The organism is Ruegeria sp. AO1 (assembly GCF_056535985.1).
In genome coordinates this window covers 2,853,388-2,870,326 of sequence record NZ_JBQFJC010000001.1, presented here as the reverse complement: position 1 = coordinate 2,870,326, position 16,939 = coordinate 2,853,388, and the positions used below count along the sequence as shown (strand labels likewise).

The window sequence follows — 16,939 nt, the reverse complement described above, 5'->3', positions numbered from 1 at the left end:
AGGTTACCTTCCCGTGCTGCTCGGGCCGAGTTTACCCTATTTTCTAAAGGGTGCGCGCCTTAGCTTTCGTAGTCAATCGCGTGGCGCAGCTGTTTTTCGTATTCTAGCGCCTTGCCGGTGCCCAAAGCCACACAATTCAGGCTTTCATCGGCAATTGACACGGCCAGACCTGTCTGTTCGCGCAGGGCAAGATCCAGATCACCTAGCAGAGCGCCGCCACCGGTCAGCATTACGCCGCGATCCACGATATCTGCTGCCAGATCGGGAGGCGTGGTCTCCAGCGCGGTCATTACAGCCTCGCAAATCTGCTGGACGGGTTCCGATAGTGCCTCGGCCACCTGAGCCTGACTGATCTCGATTTCTTTCGGCACGCCGTTCAGCAGGTCGCGACCGCGGATATGCATCGACTGGCCGCGGCCGTCATCGGGCATGCGCGCGGTGCCGATAGTGGTCTTGATGCGTTCAGCGGTGGATTCGCCGACCAGAAGGTTCTGCTGACGACGCAGGTACGATATTATCGCCTCGTCCATACGGTCTCCACCCACGCGGACCGAGCGGGCGTAGACGATGTCGCCCAGCGACAGAACCGCAACCTCGGTGGTGCCGCCGCCGATATCGACGACCATGTTGCCGGTCGGATCGGTGATCGGCATGCCTGCGCCAATCGCCGCTGCAATCGGTTCGGCAATCAGACCCGCGCGGCGCGCGCCTGCGGACAGAACCGACTGACGGATCGCACGTTTTTCAACCGGGGTCGCGCCATGCGGGACGCAGACGATGATCTTGGGCTTCGAGAAGGTCGAGCGTTTATGCACCTTGCGGATGAAATGCTTGATCATTTCCTCGGCGGTGTCGAAGTCGGCAATCACGCCTTCGCGCATCGGGCGAATGGCCTCAATCGATCCCGGCGTCCGGCCCAGCATCAGCTTGGCGTCTTCGCCAACCGCCAGAACCTTTTTCACGCCATCCTTGACGTGATAGGCCACAACCGAGGGTTCAGACAGGATCACACCGCGCCCCTTGACGTAGACCAGCGTGTTTGCCGTTCCAAGGTCGATAGCCATGTCCGCTGTGAACAGGCCGCCCAGATTGCCAAAGATCCCCATGTTTCCCCTGATCCTGTATGTCGGTTTTTCTACTGCCCGCGACTCGACGGTTCCGGGACGGATGACTTATAGGGTGCCAACTCGCCCGGTAAAAGGGCTGATTCCGCGGCAATCAGCACCTTTTCGCCTCATTTGCAGGGACTGTAGAAGGCAATATGCTCTCATATCAACATATTTACCACGCCGGGAATCTGGCTGATGTGCAAAAGCACGCTTTATTGGCATGGACGCTGTCCTATCTGACCCAAAAGGACAAACCGCTGACCTATGTCGAAACCCATTCGGGACGTGGGCTTTACAAGCTAGATTCAGATGAGGCGCGCAAGACCGGAGAAGCAGCCGCCGGGATCGAGCGGGTGCAGCGTGGTGCATGGTTTGGCGATGATCATCCGCTAGCGCAGGCGATCGAGTTGACCCGCGCGCGTTTTGGAGAGGCCAGCTACCCCGGATCGCCCCTGATTGCGGCTAGCCTGCTGAGGTCACAGGACAGTCTGCACCTCGCCGAATTGCATCCGCAGGAATATGCGGCATTGTCACTGGCAGTTCCGGGGGGCAATACGCGTGTCTACAAGCAGGACGGGTATGCGCTGGCGCAGTCCCTTTTGCCGCCGACGCCCAGACGGGGTATGCTGTTGATTGACCCCAGCTACGAGGTGAAGGTGGAATATGACCGCCTTCCGGGGATCATCGCCAAACTGCATCGCAAGTGGAACGTGGGCGTGATCGCTTTGTGGTATCCGATCCTGAAAAACGGGCGTCAAAAGTCGATGGTGGATGCGCTGACGTCTCAGGATTTCCCGAAGGCGCTGAAACACGAGGTGACATTCCCCGCAGCGCGCAAAGGGCATGGGATGGTCGGGTCTGGAATGTTTGTGATCAACGCGCCCTTTGGTTTGGATCAGGAAACCCACAGACTGTCTGCTTTGTTCAAAAAACTTTGAGGTCTTGGAGAGGAGTAAGCAAAGCTCCCGTCCCGTTTGCCTGCATCAAAGATGCCGTCAAACGTGTTGGGCAGCGCGCCGCAGGCGCGCGCCGGCCCAAAACCCAAGGTGGTTCGGCGAAGCCGGACCGCCGCGGGTGCGGGAGCCCTTTGCCGTTTCTAGGTCAGGTCTTTGTAGCTGATCTCACGCGTGTCTGCTCCGGGGCCGGTTTTCTCGCGACGAACGATCAGGCGGTTCAGCGCATGGATATAGGCCTTGGCTGACGCAACAACCGTGTCTGTGTTGGCCGATTGGCCGGTTGCGATCATGCCGTCTTCGCTCAGGCGGACCGAGACGGTGGCTTGCGCGTCGGTACCTTCGGTCACTGCGTGAACCTGATACAGCTGCAACCGGGCGGTGTTGGGATAGATCGCGCGGATTGCTTTGAACGTAGCATCCACAGGCCCGTCACCATGCTCGGTGGCGATGATGTCCTTGCCGTCCATCTCAAGCTCAACGGTTGCTTCGGCCTGACCGCCGGTGCCGCAGGTCACTTTCATCGAGACAAGCTGAAGATAGTCGTCATGCTCGTCCATGGTCATAAGTGCGATGAGGTCGTCGTCAAAGACTTCTTTCTTGCGGTCGGCCAGGTCCTTGAACCGCACGAAGATGTCCTTGAGCTGGTTATCGCCCACATCAAATCCCAACGTCTCGAGCTTGTCGCGCAGCGCGGCGCGGCCCGAGTGTTTGCCCAAGGGCAGTGAGGTCCCGGACAGGCCGATATCCTCAGGGCGCATGATCTCGAAGTTTTCGCGGTTCTTCAGCATGCCGTCCTGATGGATGCCGCTTTCATGCGCGAAGGCGTTCTTGCCGACGATGGCCTTGTTGAACTGCACGTTGAAGCCCGACACGGTCGCCACGCGGCGCGAGATATGCATGATCTTGGTAGTGTCGATGCCCGTGTGCCAAGGCATGATGTCGTTGCGGGTACGAAGCGCCATCACGACTTCTTCCAAAGCCGTATTGCCCGCCCGTTCGCCCAGACCGTTGATGGTACACTCGATCTGACGCGCACCGCCTGCAACAGCGGCCAGAGAGTTCGCGGTCGCCATGCCAAGGTCGTTGTGGCAGTGGGTGGCAAAGATCACCTCATCCGCGCCCGGTACGGTCTCGATCAGGCGTTTGATCAGGTCAGCAGACTCCACCGGGGCGGTGTAGCCCACCGTGTCAGGGATGTTGATCGTGGTTGCGCCCGCTTTGATCGCAATCTCGATTACACGGCAAAGGTAGTCCCACTCGGTCCGCGTCGCATCCATCGGTGACCACTGCACGTTTTCACATAAGTTGCGCGCATGGCTGACGGTTTCGTGGATCTTCTCGGCCATCTCGTCCATCGTCAGGTTCGGAATGGCGCGGTGCAGGGGGGATGTGCCGATGAAGGTGTGAATACGGTTCTTCTCGGCGTGTTTCACCGCCTCCCAGCAACGGTCAATGTCGGCGAAGTTCGCACGGGCCAGACCGCAGATACGGCTGTTTTTCGCTCGTTGCGCAATCTCGGAAACGGCCTTGAAGTCGCCCTCGGATGCGATGGGGAAACCGGCTTCGATAATGTCGACGCCCATTTCGTCCAGCAGCTCGGCAATCTCGAGCTTTTCGTCATGGGTCATGGTTGCGCCGGGGCTCTGCTCGCCGTCGCGCAAAGTGGTATCGAAGATCAAGACGCGGTCTTGGTCGGTCACGTTAGTCATGGGGTTCTCTTTCTTCTTCTGTCCTAAAGCCTCTTGGCGCGCTGGCGTCCTCCTCTGAGCGGGCGCGCCGGATGGCACGCTCAGAGGCGGATTAGGATCAGTAGGCCACGCAGCGATGCACCGCGATGGGCGGTGTCGGCAACAAGGATATCTGCGCGGTCGATCATGAAGATGAGGTTATACCCAGCTTGCGCGGAATGAAAAGAACCAAAATGAGGGCATGTTCCTTTCTCTGCGAATTCTTCGAGACCTATCATTGATCCACCCATCGCCGCCGCTAGGTCCTGAGACATGAAAACAGCTTTGGTTATAGGTGCCTCTGGCGGAATTGGCTCGGCGCTTTGCATGTGTCTTCGGGAGCAGGACATTCAGGTCACCAGCCTGTCCCGGTCGGTTGACGGGTTTGACCTGACCCAACCGGAACAGGCGCTGAAGGTTTTGGATGACTTGCCTGACCCGTTCGATCTGGTTCTGGTGGTTTCTGGCGCGTTGGAGATCAACGGGGCAGAGCCGGAAAAGACGATCCGCACTGTATCTGCGCAGGCCATGATGGATCAGTTTGAGTTGAATTCGGTTGGTCCGGCCTTGGTCCTCAGCCGTGCGCACAGGTTGCTACCACGCGATAGGCGATCTGTTTTTGGTGTCCTGTCGGCGCGTGTGGGGTCGATCGGGGACAACCGGATCGGGGGTTGGATCAGCTACCGGGCCGCGAAAGCTGCGGTGAATCAGATCGTCCACACCTCGGCCATTGAACTGGCGCGCACGCACAAACAGGCGATCTGCGTGTCTTTACATCCCGGCACCGTCAAAACGGCCTTCACGCAGAAATACCTTGGACGGCATCCGGCAGTAGAGCCTGAAGAGACCGCGATGAACCTGCTGAACGTGGTCAACGGTCTGACGACTGATGACACGGGCGGGTTCTTCGACTGGGCCGGAAAACCCGTTCCGTGGTAGTGGGTTAACCGTCGGAGGGTTCAGCCTCGGTTGGTTCCTCAGCGTTTTCCGCCTGAGCGGGTTCATCCTCTTGAGCAGGCGCTTCTTCTGCTGCGCTTTGCGCAGGCAGGGCGTCATTCTCCCACACGCCAGACTCCTCTTGGCCGTTGGCATAGCGCATGGTGCCTTCGCCGTGGCGTTTGTTATCGAGGAAACCGCCTTCGTACACATCGCCTGTGCTGTAGGTCGCGACACCCACTCCGCTGATTTTGCCGTCAACCCAATCGCCCGTGTAGGTGAAGGTGCTAGGCGTTGTGATCGTGCCTTTGCCGTGGCGCTTGCCATTCAGGAAATCTCCGTCATAGATCGTGCCGTCCGCGTAGCTGGCCTTGCCTTTGCCCTGCCGCGCGCCATCGACCCATTCGCCCTCATAACGGTAGCCATTGGCAAAGGTGACGACGCCGGTGCCGTGGCTGACCGCATTCCGGAACTCGCCGGTATAGACGACGCCGTTTGGGTATGTGGCCTTGCCTCGGCCCTCGAAGACACCCGCAACCCACTCACCATCATAGACGGTGCCGTCGGGATAGGTGTTCTGGCCCTTGCCATGCGGCAGGTCCGCACTGAGTTCACCGATATAGGTTGAGCCATCGGGATAGGTGATCTCACCAAAACCTTCGATCTGACCACGGGACCAGTCGCCTGTATAGCTGTAGCCATCTGTCCCGGTGAAGGTGCCTTTGCCGTGGCGCTGATCGTCTTCGTAGTCGCCCTCATAGACGTTGCCGTTGGCATAGGTTTCCTTGCCTTTGCCCTGACGGCGCCCGTCCAGCAATGAGCCCTCGTAGACATCCCCGTTGGCCAGCGTCAGCCGCCCGGTGCCTGTCATCACGTTGTTCTGCCACTGACCGTCATATTCAACGCCGTCCGACTGAACCAGACGACCTTGACCATGGCGCTGACCCTGTTCGATCTCACCTTCATAGACAGATCCATCGGCCGAAGTGATCTTGCCTATGCCCTGCTTTTCACCCTCAACCCAGTCGCCCTCGTAGGCGTATCCGTTGGGGTCGGACAGAGTGCCCTTGCCGTGATGGCGCGCGTCTTTGAACGCGCCTTCATATCGCAGGCCATTGGCATATTGGGCCACGCCGGTTCCGTTGATGGCCCCGTTGGACCACGTCCCTTCGTAGGTGCCGCCATCGGGATAGGTGATCTTGCCCTGGCCGTCTGGCTGGCCATCGGCGAAGGAACCTTCGTAGATCGCGCCATTTGCAAAGCGCGCCGTGCCTTGCCCCTGAATCTTGCCTTCGATCCATTCGCCCGAATACTCGAACCCGTTGGGTAGCCGATACGACCCGGTCCCGTGCCGCAAGCCGTTCAGGAAGGTGCCTTCATAGACACCTCCGACCTCGTCATCCTTGACGATGACGGTTCCGTCCTGTGCAAAGGCTGCCGCTGCGATCAGGGTCATGGCCCCTGCAGCAATCGAATTGCGGATCACATCCATTGTTGTTCCTGCCTGCCCGGTCATCATTGCTTGCTTTCTTCGGCGCAAAACTAAGGGACCGTCACGGGCAGAGCAACGGCTTTTGCCGCATGGCCCTTTCACTCGCGCGGTGATCTGCTAAATGCAAATGGACTGACGAAGGCAAGAGGGCAGCATGGCCGACCGTTTCCGCATCACTCTGGCGCAGCTTAACCCCACCGTGGGGGATATTCCCGGCAATGCTGCCAAAGCGCGCGCAGCGTGGCACGAGGCCCGCGAGGCCGGGGCTGACATGGTGGCCTTCCCTGAGATGTTCATCACCGGCTACAACACGCAGGACCTTGTGATGAAGCCCGTGTTTCACCGCGCTGCAATGGCCGCGATTGAGGCATTGGCCGTGGACTGTGCCGAGGGTCCCGCCATTGCCATCGGTGGGCCGTGGGTCGAGGACGGGCGCCTCTACAACGCTTATGTGATTCTGAATGGCGGGCGAATCACCAGCAAGTCCCTGAAACACCATCTGCCGAACGAAACGGTCTTTGATGAGGTGCGTCTGTATGATTCCGGCCCGCTGGGTGGGCCGTACTCGGTGGGCAATTTCCGCATCGGTAGCCCAATCTGCGAAGATGGCTGGCACCCGGACGTGGCTGAGACGCTGGAGGAAACCGGGGCCGAGTTTCTACTGATCCCCAACGGCTCGCCCTATTTTCGTGATAAATACGATGTGCGCCTGAACCACATGGTGGCCCGCGTGGTCGAGACCGGCCTGCCGCTGATCTATCTGAACATGGTTGGCGGGCAGGATGATCAGGTCTTTGACGGGGCAACCTTCGGCCTGAATCCGGGTGGTGAGCTTGCATTCCGCATGCCCGTATTCGACGAAGCGATACGCCACGTGGACCTTGAGCGTGGCGATGACGGCTGGCGCATCGTCCCGGCCGAGATCGTCCCCCAACCGGATGTGTGGGAGCAGGACTACCGCGCGATGGTCCAATCCTTGCGAGACTACATGGGTAAGACCGGTTTCAAAAATGCGGTTCTCGGGCTGTCAGGCGGGGTCGATTCAGCCCTGGTTGCGGCCATTGCCGTTGACGCGATTGGCGCTGACAATGTGCGCTGCGTGATGCTGCCGTCGGAATACACCAGCCAGGCCTCGTTGGACGATGCCGAAGCGGTCGCCAAGGCGCTGGGCGTTCACTATGACTACGTGCCGATCTCGGACAGTCGTGCTGCGGTGACCGAAACTCTGGCCCCTCTGTTCGCCGGTCGCGATGCCGATCTGACCGAAGAGAACATCCAATCGCGCCTGCGCGGTGTGTTGCTGATGGCGATCTCGAACAAGTTTGGAGAGATGCTTTTGACCACCGGCAACAAATCCGAGGTCGCCGTGGGCTATGCCACCATCTATGGCGACATGAACGGGGGCTACAACCCGATCAAAGACCTCTACAAAACCCGCGTGTTCGAGACCTGCCGCTGGCGCAACGCCAATCATCGCGACTGGATGAGGGGGCCTGAAGGCGAGGTCATCCGACCGTCGGTCATCGACAAACCCCCAAGCGCCGAGCTGCGTGAAGATCAGAAGGACAGCGACAGCCTTCCGGACTATCCGGTTCTGGATGGCATCTTGGAAATCCTGGTCGATCAGGATGGCTCAATCGCTGATTGTGTTTCGGCCGGTTTCGATGAGGCCGATGCTAAACGGGTCGAGCATCTGATTTACATCAGCGAGTATAAACGGTTCCAATCCGCCCCCGGCACGCGCCTGACCAGCCGGGCCTTCTGGTTGGATCGTCGCTATCCGATCGTGAATTGTTGGCGTGATCAGGGGTAAATAAGGCGCATTGTTTCCCGTTTGTGGTTTAGTGTTGCCCTGAGCTCTTGCATTGTTTCCGATAGAGCGCGTGCCCCGTTCATTTTCCGGGGTGATCCGCAGGCTGTCCTTGTTTTTGTGACATTTTTCCGCCACATTTATGCTTGGATATTGTCTCATGTGAGGCGGGTGTGACGTATTGCTGCGAGGGGCGCAGGGTCATGGCAAATTGTTTTTAGCCTGACGACGCCACATCCGGGTGGGATGTCTGAGTGAACAGTGTGGTGTTACGATGAATGAGCAATATGATAAATCGCTTCACGCGCCGTGGGCGCTGAATACTATGGAGTCGCCTCCTCAGGAATTGGATGAGGCGAAGCTTGATGCAGCCATTGCGGACATGCTGAGGGAAGAAGCGGGTCAACAGAATGTCGCGCCGATGAAGCGGCCTGAATTCCCTGATCTTGTCCCTCAGGAAGAGGTCCGAACCGGGTCAAAGCCCGAGGCGACCGGCTTCTCGGCCAATCTGCGTCAGAAATGGGCTGAGCTGTCAGGCGCGGCGTAAATCGCTGGGCTAAAGTCGTAGAAGGTGCTGCGTATTTCGCGGCACCTTTGACGTGCGCGCCACAGGTCTGCACAATCCTGTTGTGAACCTCAAAAACAGGTTGCCAGTGGCGCAGTGGTCGGTCTCCATGGCGGTCCATGCGATTGTCCATGAGCTTTTGATGCCCGGTCCCAAGCCTACTGTCTTCGATTCCGATCTTTCATTGCCGAAACAAACCGATGTCGTCGTGATTGGCGGCGGTATCATTGGTGTATCCACAGCCTTGGAACTGGCCGAGCGGGGCGTTTCTGTCCTGCTATGCGAAAAGGGTCAGATCGCGGGCGAGCAGAGCTCTCGCAATTGGGGATGGGTGCGTCTTGGGATGCGCGACCCGAGGGAGATCCCTCTGATGCAAGAATCGCTGCGCCTTTGGCGTGGGATGGATGACCGGATCGGGCGTCAGACCGGCTATACGCAGTCTGGGATTTTGTTCGGAGCTTCAGGCCAGCGGGATGCGCGCAATCTTGAACGTTGGATGCGCCATGTCGACGGGTTGGACACCGGCGCACGGATCGTCGCCGGGGCCGAACTGGCCGAGCTTATGCCCGGGGCGCAGTCGGATATCTCAAGCGGTCTTTATATGCCGCAAGACGGTCGGGCCGAGCCGCAATGGGCCGCCCCCGCCATCGCCGAGGCGGCGCGTGATCGCGGGGCGATCGTCATGACCAGTTGCGCCGTACGTAGCGTCGATATGCGAGCGGGTCGCATTGCCGGAGTGTTCACCGAACGGGGCCGCGTGGCGTGTGACCGGGTGGTTTTGGCCGGAGGGGCGTGGTCGCGCCTGTTTGCGGGAAATGCCGGGATCGACCTGCCTCAACTGAAGGTGTTGAACACGGTCATGCGCGTGTCGCCCGTGGCCGAGGGGCCCGAGGTCGCGTTGTGGTCGGATGGGTTTGCAATCCGAAAGCGGGCGGATGGCGGCTATACCATCGCTTCGGGCCATGAAAACACGGTGGATATCGTGCCCGACAGTTTCCGGCTGGCCCTCAAGTTCCTGCCAGCCTTCGCGCAGGAATGGAGATCGCTGCGCTTTCGCCTGTCAGGCCGATGGACGACCGAGGCGCGCGAGGATCGGCGCTGGCTGCCCACCGATGTGACTCCGTTCGAACATTGCCGCGTGCTGGATCCGGAGCCGTCGCAAAAGGTCATCCGCAGCGCATGGGCGAATGCGCGCAAGAGTTACCCGGCGCTGCAGCAGGCCGAGATCGTCCAAAGCTGGGCGGGGATGATTGACGTGACACCCGACGCGATCCCGGTGATGTCGTCTGTCGATGATCTGCCGGGCCTGTTCATTGCCACCGGGTTTTCTGGCCACGGCTTCGGCATCGGCCCCGGTGCGGGCCTGTTGATGGCAGATCTGGTAATGCACAGAACGCCCTGTGTGGATCCGGCCGCATTTCGCCTTTCTCGTTTCACCGATGGCTCAAAGGTCCGGCCGGACCCGGGGTATTGAGGGCTTAGCCCATCATTTGATAGCTGACGGGTACAAAGCGGAAGCCGTCGCCTCGGGTCTCGACATAGCCAGCGCCCGGGAAGGGCATGTGATAGCCGATCATCGGCACCTTGTCGGCGGCCAGCAGGCCCAAAATCTTGCGGCGTGATTCCGTTGCCGCAGCTTTGTCCATGTCGAACCGAACTTCCCATTCGGGGTGCGCAAAGGACCAGACATAGTGATTGGCAAGGTCCGCAGTCAGAATAAGACGCTGGCCGTTGCTTTCCAGGTGATAGACCATGTGACCGGGGGTATGCCCAAAGGTCGCCATCGCCGTCACGCCCGAGGCCACGTCGCCGCCATCCTCAATAAAGGTCATCTTCTCTGCCAGGGGGGTGACCTTGGCAGCAACCAGATCGCCGACCCGGTTCCCGGCTTCTTGAGCGGACCAGAAATCATATTCCGGTGCAGCAGTGACATAGCGCGCATTTGCGAATGTCGGCGCATCATCGGCGGTCATGCCGCCGATATGGTCTGGATGCATGTGGGTCAGCACAACCACGTCAATCTGATCGGGCGTGACACCTGCATCTGCCAAAGCGGCCTGAATGCCGCCCTGACCAAGTCCGGTATCGAACAAGATCAGCTCCGAGCCTGTATTTACCAGAGTCGGCGTGAAAAAGAATTGTGCCACGTCGGGCGAGATGAAGTTTTCGGCTGAAACTTTGGCGAATTCCTCATCCGAGGCGCCGCCACCAAAGATTTCCTGCGCGCCGTCGCGCGGCAGGCTGCCATCAAGCAGGGTCGTGACCGTGAAGTCGCCCAGCTGGAATGATCTTGCGATAGTCGAGTTCGCCTTTGTCTCGGCTCCGGCCGCCAAAAGTGGGGTCGCTGCGGATGCAAATGGAAGGGCTGCTGCGGCGCCCAAGGCCGCTCTGCGTGTTAAATTGATGGCCATTTCTTAGTCTCCCTGTCAGAACGCCAGCGAAAAAGGTAGTTCGCTGCGGGTCGCGTGCCACTTTATACACCGGTACTTAGTCTGCGTGGATGAACATTGCGTGTTAATATTTGTTCATCTTGCGATCTGGGGGGCTGAGGAGCTTGGGTAGTCCGAAACGCCTGCTGGACAAAAACGCGCCTTTGTGACAAGAGCCGCGCCAACAGGAGACACCCATGACAACCACCCGTTTCGCCCCGTCGCCCACCGGTTACATCCATGTGGGCAACCTGCGCACCGCTCTGATGAACTACCTGATCGCCCGCAAGGCAGGCGGCACCTTCATCCTGCGCATCGACGATACCGATCCTGAGCGCTCGAAAGAAGAATATGTCGACGCGATCAAACAGGATCTTGAGTGGCTGGGCCTGCATTGGGATCGGGTTGAGCGTCAGTCCGAACGTTTGGACCGCTACGCCGAAGCCGCTGACAAGCTCCGAGAAATGGGCCGGTTCTATGAGGCGTTCGAGACACCGACCGAGCTGGATCTCAAGCGCAAGAAGCAGCTGAACATGGGCAAGCCGCCGGTCTATGACCGAGCCGCGCTGAACCTGAGCGAGGCCGAGAAAGACGCGCTGCGCGCCGAGCGTGGCAATGGCGTCTGGCGGTTCAAACTGGATCACGAGCGGATCGAGTGGAATGACGGCATCCTGGGTGATATCTCGATTGATGCGGCCTCGGTTTCCGATCCTGTCCTGATCCGGGGCGATGGGCAGGTTCTCTACACGATTGCGTCTGTCGTGGACGATACCGAGATGGGCGTGACAGATGTGGTGCGTGGCTCGGACCACGTCACCAACACCGCAACGCAGATTCAGATCATCGAGGCGCTGGGTGGCACTTGCCCGCGCTTTGCCCACCATTCTCTGTTGACCGGCCCTCAGGGCGAGGCGCTGTCGAAACGTCTGGGCACACTGGCCCTGCGTGATCTGCGCGAACAGGGCGTGCAGCCGATGGCGCTGCTGAGCCTGATGGCGCGTTTAGGATCGTCTGATCCGGTTGAGCTGCGGTCCGAGATGGCCGAGTTGATCGACGGGTTCGACATCAACCGTTTTGGCGCGGCTCCGACCAAGTTTGATGTGCAGGACCTGTTCCCGCTGACTGCGAAGCACCTGCAATCGCTGCCGCTGGGGGATGTTGCAGACGCCGTTGCCGAGGCGGGCGTTCCTGCTGAACTGGCTGAGCCGTTCTGGGCCATGGCGCGCGAGAACATCACCACTCTGGCTGACCTCAAGGGATGGTGGGAGCTGTGCCGGGATGGGGCCGAACCTCTGATCGCCGATGAGGATCGTGACTTTATCGCTGAGGCAATTGCGCTATTGCCAGAAGGCCCCTTCGATGGCGACACCTGGGGCACTTGGACCAAGGCCGTCAAAGAGGCCACGGGCCGCAAAGGCAAGGGCCTGTTCATGCCGCTGCGCAAGGCGCTGACCGGGATGGAGCGCGGGCCTGAGATGGCTGCACTCTTGCCGCTGTTGCAAGTGATCCGCGCGCGAGGCTGATTGCCGGGCCTTAGAACTTGAAAGAGGCAGGCAGTTCGTCTGCTTCTTTTTGTTGGTGCGGTTGGATGACCCGCACCGACGCCCGGCGCAAGCGATCGTCAACAAAGTCTGTCTCGTCAGGTTTGAGCTGTTGGTGGCGCGGGTATCTTGGCTCGGCCCTGTCATTCACGACAGGTGCGTCCCAGCCATCCGTTGTTGCGAAGAACCGGTCGACCCCGTCCGGCCCAAAAACACGCAGATATCCTTGCACAACGACGTCGATGTAGCTCAGCAGTAGCGGATGATGATCTGTCGGCGCATTGTGTCGGTCCTGCGGCACTGCATAAACAGCGATTTCAACATCCTGCTTAAGCGAATGCGTGACTGACGGCGTGGCGGGGATGCGGTCATAGGCCCACTCACGCTCATCCAGCGCGGCCCAGTCGTTTTTAGGTACGTGGGCAATCATACCTTCGATCTCGGAATCAGGATCAGGTACCGCCGTCAGGAACGCGACCGAGCGCAAGTCGGTGTGCTTCCATGCCCGCCGCCAACCTTTGAGCTTTGCAGGCCGAGGATCGGGAAAGTCATGTGTGGCCAAGTTTACGAGGCTGCCATAGCCAAAGAAATAGGGGTCTGCCATCAGCGCGAGATGTCCTTTGGGTCGATTGATGTATGTCAAACCGCTTTTTTGCCGGACATGCAATAAGATCACATCATTGATTTAGGGAGGCCCTTATGCGGATTACCAAACGGACGAATATTGCCGTGCGCCTGTTGATGTATTGCGCGGCACATCCCGACAGGCTGGTGACCAAGGCCGAGATCGCCGAGGTCTGCAACATTTCCGAAAACCATCTGGCACAGGTGATCAACCAGTTGAGCCAACTGAACTATCTGAGCACCCAACGGGGCCGCAACGGGGGCATGTCGCTGGCGCGCTCGGCTGATGAGATCCGGGTTGGGGCGGTGTTCCGAGATGTGGAAGGCGCATTGCCAATTGCCGAGTGTTTTGCGGATGCCGACAACACCTGCCCGCTGACCGATGCATGCCGATTGAAACTGGCGCTGAAGGACGCGGCTGAGGTGTTTTATGCCTCGTTGGACGATATCACGCTGGATGCTTTGGTTTGCGACAACGATCCTTTGTTGAAAATCCTGCAACCCGTCGCCTGCGTGCGCTAAGGGGTCAATCGCTGGCGCGCAGGATGCGGGCTGGTCTTACCGATAGCGGACGTAGAGCGAATGCAAGCCCTGCACCCAGTGTCACGACCATTCCGGCCAATACGATGCCAACGGCTGAAGGCCAGATAACCGTATAGCCGGTGTCGAAGATATAGGTGGCGACGGCCCAGCCCCCCAGAATTCCGACCAGAAGGGCGACTCCCCCAGCGGCTGCTCCCAGCAAGACAGCACGCAGAGCAAAGCTTTGCAGGATGCGCTGCCGGTTCGCCCCGAGTGTTTTCAGCACCGCAGCTTCGTAGCGTCGCGCAGGCTCTCCGGCAGCGGCTGCGCCGATCAGGACCAGAAACCCGGTCAAAAGCGAGACACCTGCCCCGTAGGAGGTTGCCGCCGCCAACCCGGCCAGCAGGCCCGACACCCGGTCAATCGCGTCCCGCACCCGGATCGCGGTGATATTGGGGTACTGGTTGGCCAGATCGCGCAGGATCGCGGTTTCGGCCTGTTCCTCGGCATAAACGGTGGCGATGAAACTGTGTGGTGCACCGGCCAGCGCCGAGGGGTTCATCGACATTATGAAGCCCATGCCTGCCGTTGAAAAGTCGACCTCGCGCAATGACGTCAGGCGCGCTGTGATATCTCGGCCCAAGATGTTGACCGTCATTTCATCCCCAAGGGTCAGGCCCATCTCAGCGGCCTCTTCAGCGGCGAAGCTGACCTGGGGCTCGCCAGAATAGTCTTCGGCCCACCAATCGCCTGCTGTGACGCGGGCGTTTTCGGGCGGGCGGGTCGAATAAGTGATACCTCGGTCGCCTTCCAGTACCCAATGGTCCCCAGCAACGTCGCGCGCGGGGCGTCCGTTGATCTGGGTGATGATGCCGCGCAGCATCGGTGCGCTTTCGATGCGGCTGACGGATGGGTCGGTTTCGAGACGCTCGGTGAACCCTGGCATCTGGTCTTCTTGGATGTCGACAAAGAAATAGGACGGCGCGACGTCAGGCAAGTTGCCTGAGATCGCGTTGCGCAAGGTTCCATCAATCTGTCCAACAGCGGCCAGAACAGACAGGCCGAGACCGAGGGACAGGACCACCGATGCCGCACCCTCCCGCGGGTCGGAAATGGCCGAGAGCGCCCATCGCAGGGCAGGGCGGCCACGCGCGGCGGGTTTGCCCGCGCGGGCGATGCGGCCGATCGCGATGGCCGACAGGGACAGAAGGATGAGCGCGCCCACCAAGCCAGTACTGGTCCAGAGCGTCAGTCGGGCCGAGCCGCTGAACCACGCGGCGATTGCAATCAGCAGAACCAGCCCGAAACCGGTGGCCATGACATAGATGGGTCGAGGGAGGGCGCGGGCCGTCGTCAGCGCATCGCGGAACAGGGTGGCGGCGCGCACTTCCTCAGTTCGGGCCAGTGGCCACAGGGTAAACAGGAAAGCGGTCAAAATCCCGTAGGTCGCAGCCTCGGCCAAGGCTTGCGGGTAGAGGGCGAAAACCGCCGGGATCGGCAGCAGGCTTTCGATCATTGGGGCCAAAGCCAGCGGCAGAACCCCGCCCAATGTGACGCCGATTGCTATTCCGATGCCCGACAACAGCCCGATTTGGATCATATAGGTCTGGAAGATCGTCGCGCGGTCGGCCCCCAAGGTGCGCAAGGTGGCGATGGTTTCGGTCTTCTGCGAAAGGTACGCGCGGACGGCTGCGGATACGCCAATGCCTCCGACTGCCAGCCCCGAAAGGCCGACCAGAACCAGAAACGCGCTGAGGCGGTTGACGAATTCAGTGATACCCGGTGCCCCGTTGCGGGCATCGGTCCAGCGCATGCCGGTGCCATCGAAGGCCTCCTTGGCTTGCTGAGAGAGGTCTGCAAGATCAGTACCTCTGGGCAGGTTAAGGCGGTATTTGGTCGAAAACAGCGTGCCAGGGGCCAATAGGCCGGAGGCCTGCAAGTCCTCGGTTCGGACCAGTGTTCTTGGCCCAAGGGCGAATCCGCCCGCACCGTCCGGCTCATGACGCAGGGCCGCCATCAGGACAAACTCCTGTGTGCCCAAGGCGAAGTGATCGCCGACCGCCAGCCCCATCCGGTCGATCAAAGCGGGGGCCATGACGGCACCAGGCAGGCCGTCTGCGCCCGTAAAAGCGTCGTCCAGCGGCATCTCCGGGGCCAGAGTAACGGCCCCCACCAAAGGGTAAGTGCCATCCACCGCTTTGACTTGTGTCAGGGCCCGCTCGGTTCCGATGTCTTGCGCGGCGACAGCCATAGACCGGAAATCGACAACCTCGGATACCAGTTGTGCTGTCTCGTCCATCCAGCGCCGTTCTTCGTCGCTGGCAAAGCGATAGGTGAACTCAAGCTGCGCGTCTCCGCCCAGCAAGGCGGCCCCTTCCTGCGTCAACCCTGTCTGGATGGCCGAGCGGACCGTGCCGACCGCAGCGATGGCGGCAACCCCAAGGGCGAGACAGGCGAGGAAGATACGGAAGCCGCGGAGGCCTCCGCGCAGTTCACGACGTGCCAGCCGTCCGGCCAGTCGCAGGCTCATTCCGCTGCCTCTTGCTTGGTCTCATCCGAGATGCGGCCGTCGCGCAGGCGCACAACGCGGTCGCAGCGCGCCGCCAGTGATGGGCTGTGCGTAACCAACACCAAGGTCGCGCCGTGCTTGTCCCGCAGACCGAACAGTAGATCGACGATTGCGGCACCGTTGGTTTCATCCAGATTGCCTGTCGGCTCATCAGCCAGAAGGATCTGGGGTCGCGGGGCCGAGGCGCGGGCCAGGGCAACACGCTGCTGCTCACCCCCGGACAATTGCGCCGGATAATGGTCGCGCCGATGGGACAGGCCGACGGTGTCGAGTTCTGCCTCCGCGCGGGTGAATGCGTCCTTGTGGCCGGCCAGCTCCAGTGGGGTGGCAACGTTTTCCAGTGCCGTCATGGTGGGGATCAGGTGGAAATTCTGGAACACAATACCCATCGTGTCGCGCCGAAAGCGGGCCAGCGTATCCTCATCCATTGTCGTTAGATCCTGACCCAAAGCCGAGACGCGACCGCCGGTCGCTTGCTCCAACCCGCCCATCAGCATCAGCAGCGAAGATTTGCCCGACCCGGATGGCCCGATCAACCCCAAACTCTCACCCTTCAATACGGACAGAGAGATTTCATGCAGAATATCGACCCGCCCGGCATTGCCATCCAGAGACAAAGAGGCATTTTGGAGCGTAAGAACAGCTGAAGTCATCGGTCT

The 16,939-nt window shown here is 60.1% G+C and carries 15 protein-coding genes; 7 read left to right on the top strand and 8 right to left on the bottom strand.

Translation table 11 applies throughout. The features are described from left to right. Positions 1 to 59 precede the first annotated feature (59 nt). Entirely contained in the window at positions 60 to 1,106 is a 1,047-nt protein-coding gene (locus tag ACR3FB_RS14245) for a rod shape-determining protein (RefSeq protein ID WP_039523195.1), read from the bottom strand. Between the two features lie 155 nt (positions 1,107 to 1,261). Between ACR3FB_RS14245 and ACR3FB_RS14240 the strand changes: the two genes are divergently transcribed. Next, positions 1,262 to 2,047, top strand: a complete 786-nt coding sequence (locus ACR3FB_RS14240) for a 23S rRNA (adenine(2030)-N(6))-methyltransferase RlmJ (protein ID WP_480565886.1) — start codon at positions 1,262 to 1,264, stop codon at positions 2,045 to 2,047. Positions 2,048 to 2,205: 158 nt separating this feature from the next. Here ACR3FB_RS14240 and ACR3FB_RS14235 read toward each other — a convergent pair whose 3' ends face one another. Together ACR3FB_RS14235 and ACR3FB_RS14230 are read right to left on the bottom strand one after the other, a co-directional pair. Continuing rightward, positions 2,206 to 3,774: a 2-isopropylmalate synthase gene (locus tag ACR3FB_RS14235; protein ID WP_480565885.1), complete on the bottom strand. Its 1,569-nt coding sequence runs from the start codon at positions 3,772 to 3,774 to the stop codon at positions 2,206 to 2,208. 80 nt (positions 3,775 to 3,854) lie between these two features. Next, positions 3,855 to 4,067 carry a hypothetical protein gene (locus ACR3FB_RS14230; RefSeq protein ID WP_480565884.1) on the bottom strand — a complete coding sequence of 71 codons (213 nt, stop codon included), beginning with the start codon at positions 4,065 to 4,067 and terminating at the stop codon, positions 3,855 to 3,857. Here ACR3FB_RS14230 and ACR3FB_RS14225 point away from each other — a divergent pair. Next, the gene (locus ACR3FB_RS14225) at positions 4,066 to 4,731 is read left to right on the top strand and encodes an SDR family NAD(P)-dependent oxidoreductase (RefSeq protein WP_480565883.1); all 666 of its coding nucleotides are present in this window, start codon (positions 4,066 to 4,068) and stop codon (positions 4,729 to 4,731) included. The genes ACR3FB_RS14230 and ACR3FB_RS14225 overlap by 2 nt on opposite strands. A gap of 4 nt (positions 4,732 to 4,735) precedes the next feature. On the opposite strand, the gene ACR3FB_RS14220 is transcribed toward ACR3FB_RS14225, so the two are convergent. After that, positions 4,736 to 6,247 (bottom strand): MORN repeat-containing protein, encoded by a 1,512-nt coding sequence (locus tag ACR3FB_RS14220; RefSeq protein ID WP_480565882.1) that lies wholly within the window; start codon positions 6,245 to 6,247, stop codon positions 4,736 to 4,738. Positions 6,248 to 6,374: 127 nt separating this feature from the next. On the opposite strand from ACR3FB_RS14220, the gene ACR3FB_RS14215 reads away from it, so the two are divergent. The 3 genes from ACR3FB_RS14215 to ACR3FB_RS14205 all read left to right on the top strand — a co-directional run bounded on the left by ACR3FB_RS14215 (position 6,375) and on the right by ACR3FB_RS14205 (position 10,069). Further along, entirely contained in the window at positions 6,375 to 8,033 is a 1,659-nt protein-coding gene (locus tag ACR3FB_RS14215; RefSeq protein WP_480565881.1) for an NAD+ synthase, read from the top strand. Positions 8,034 to 8,304: 271 nt separating this feature from the next. Beyond that, positions 8,305 to 8,577 carry a hypothetical protein gene (locus ACR3FB_RS14210; RefSeq protein ID WP_480565880.1) on the top strand — a complete coding sequence of 91 codons (273 nt, stop codon included), beginning with the start codon at positions 8,305 to 8,307 and terminating at the stop codon, positions 8,575 to 8,577. A gap of 160 nt (positions 8,578 to 8,737) precedes the next feature. Continuing rightward, positions 8,738 to 10,069: an NAD(P)/FAD-dependent oxidoreductase gene (locus ACR3FB_RS14205; RefSeq protein WP_480565879.1), complete on the top strand. Its 1,332-nt coding sequence runs from the start codon at positions 8,738 to 8,740 to the stop codon at positions 10,067 to 10,069. Between the two features lie 4 nt (positions 10,070 to 10,073). Here ACR3FB_RS14205 and ACR3FB_RS14200 read toward each other — a convergent pair whose 3' ends face one another. After that, on the bottom strand, positions 10,074 to 11,006 hold the full coding sequence (locus tag ACR3FB_RS14200) for an MBL fold metallo-hydrolase (RefSeq protein WP_425084260.1): 933 nt from the start codon (positions 11,004 to 11,006) through the stop codon (positions 10,074 to 10,076). Positions 11,007 to 11,221: 215 nt separating this feature from the next. On the opposite strand from ACR3FB_RS14200, the gene gltX reads away from it, so the two are divergent. Further along, positions 11,222 to 12,547, top strand: coding sequence for a glutamate--tRNA ligase (gene gltX, locus ACR3FB_RS14195; RefSeq protein WP_480565878.1), 1,326 nt, complete (start codon positions 11,222 to 11,224; stop codon positions 12,545 to 12,547). 10 nt (positions 12,548 to 12,557) lie between these two features. Here gltX and ACR3FB_RS14190 read toward each other — a convergent pair whose 3' ends face one another. Continuing rightward, positions 12,558 to 13,169: a gamma-glutamylcyclotransferase family protein gene (locus tag ACR3FB_RS14190; RefSeq protein WP_170678834.1), complete on the bottom strand. Its 612-nt coding sequence runs from the start codon at positions 13,167 to 13,169 to the stop codon at positions 12,558 to 12,560. Positions 13,170 to 13,264: 95 nt separating this feature from the next. Here ACR3FB_RS14190 and ACR3FB_RS14185 point away from each other — a divergent pair, with 95 nt between their 5' ends. Further along, a complete protein-coding gene (locus ACR3FB_RS14185) occupies positions 13,265 to 13,711 on the top strand; it encodes an RrF2 family transcriptional regulator (protein WP_480565877.1) in 447 nt (148 codons plus the stop codon). A 4-nt stretch (positions 13,712 to 13,715) separates the two neighbouring features. Here ACR3FB_RS14185 and ACR3FB_RS14180 read toward each other — a convergent pair whose 3' ends face one another. After that, on the bottom strand, positions 13,716 to 16,241 hold the full coding sequence (locus ACR3FB_RS14180) for an ABC transporter permease (protein ID WP_480565876.1): 2,526 nt from the start codon (positions 16,239 to 16,241) through the stop codon (positions 13,716 to 13,718). After that, on the bottom strand, positions 16,238 to 16,933 hold the full coding sequence (locus ACR3FB_RS14175; RefSeq protein WP_170490774.1) for an ATP-binding cassette domain-containing protein: 696 nt from the start codon (positions 16,931 to 16,933) through the stop codon (positions 16,238 to 16,240). The genes ACR3FB_RS14180 and ACR3FB_RS14175 overlap by 4 nt, the downstream gene beginning before the upstream one ends. Between the last annotated feature and the right edge of the window lie 6 nt (positions 16,934 to 16,939).